Raw genomic sequence first — 786 nt, 5'->3', positions numbered from 1 at the left:
AGAGTCTTTCAAAAGCTATTTATTAGAACAGCTATTTAGACCTGCAGAGATGATTCATCAAACCAGCCACAGCAAACATGACGAGGAGCCTTCGTGAGCACAACCCCCTTATCCATTCTCTCCGACCTGGCCACCGACACTCACGTAAAAATCCAGCAAGAGCACGCCAACATTAATCCGGTTGTCGGTGTCAGCAAAAATATGCGAGCTAACGGGATTCCGGCCGACGTCATGACAATTGATTGTCTGAAAAGTGGTAAACGAATCATCTTGATTCTGCATGATGAACAGCCCGAACAGCTTATGTATCAGTTCGCTTACCGAGATAAGGACCCTGATGATGCATTTCAGCAAATCAAGCTGGCAGATATAAGCGTCGACCTACTCTATACCTGGATAGTGGAATACTTCTCTTAGCGGCAAACTTACAGCTCGTAACCCAGGTAAAAGTATACCGAGCTGGCACCATGATCATTGGCACCGTAGCCCAAAGCAACTGGGCCCATTATGGTGTCGGTGCCTAGATAGATACTACCACCATAAATAAGCTCTTCGAGGTCGACTTTCTCATCCTGTCTCCACACATTCCCAGCTTCTGCGCTAAGTCCTACGTATAAGGGCAAACCTGTTTTTCTAATAAAGCCTCCACGTAAGTCGTATTGATAAATCAATGCCATAAAGGCCTTATGCGGCCCGCTCAGGTCTCGCTCGTTAAAACCGGACAGGTTTAAAAAACCACCTAAAGAAGCATTGTTAACACTGTGTTCGCCATCATCTACGAACATC

General features: G+C 45.9%; 2 protein-coding genes. One reads left to right on the top strand and one right to left on the bottom strand.

What is annotated here, in order from left to right; genetic code table 11:
• Positions 1–93 precede the first annotated feature (93 nt).
• Positions 94–417: a hypothetical protein gene (locus A3763_RS24890; RefSeq protein ID WP_068509494.1), complete on the top strand. Its 324-nt coding sequence runs from the start codon at positions 94–96 to the stop codon at positions 415–417.
• 8 nt (positions 418–425) lie between these two features.
• Here A3763_RS24890 and A3763_RS29210 read toward each other — a convergent pair.
• Positions 426–786: hypothetical protein (locus A3763_RS29210; protein ID WP_197483110.1), on the bottom strand; the 361-nt coding region annotated here is incomplete at its 5' end.

The organism is Oleiphilus sp. HI0128, assembly GCF_001635365.1.
Note: the sequence above shows the minus strand (reverse complement) of the source record. Positions and strands in the feature narration are given on the sequence as shown.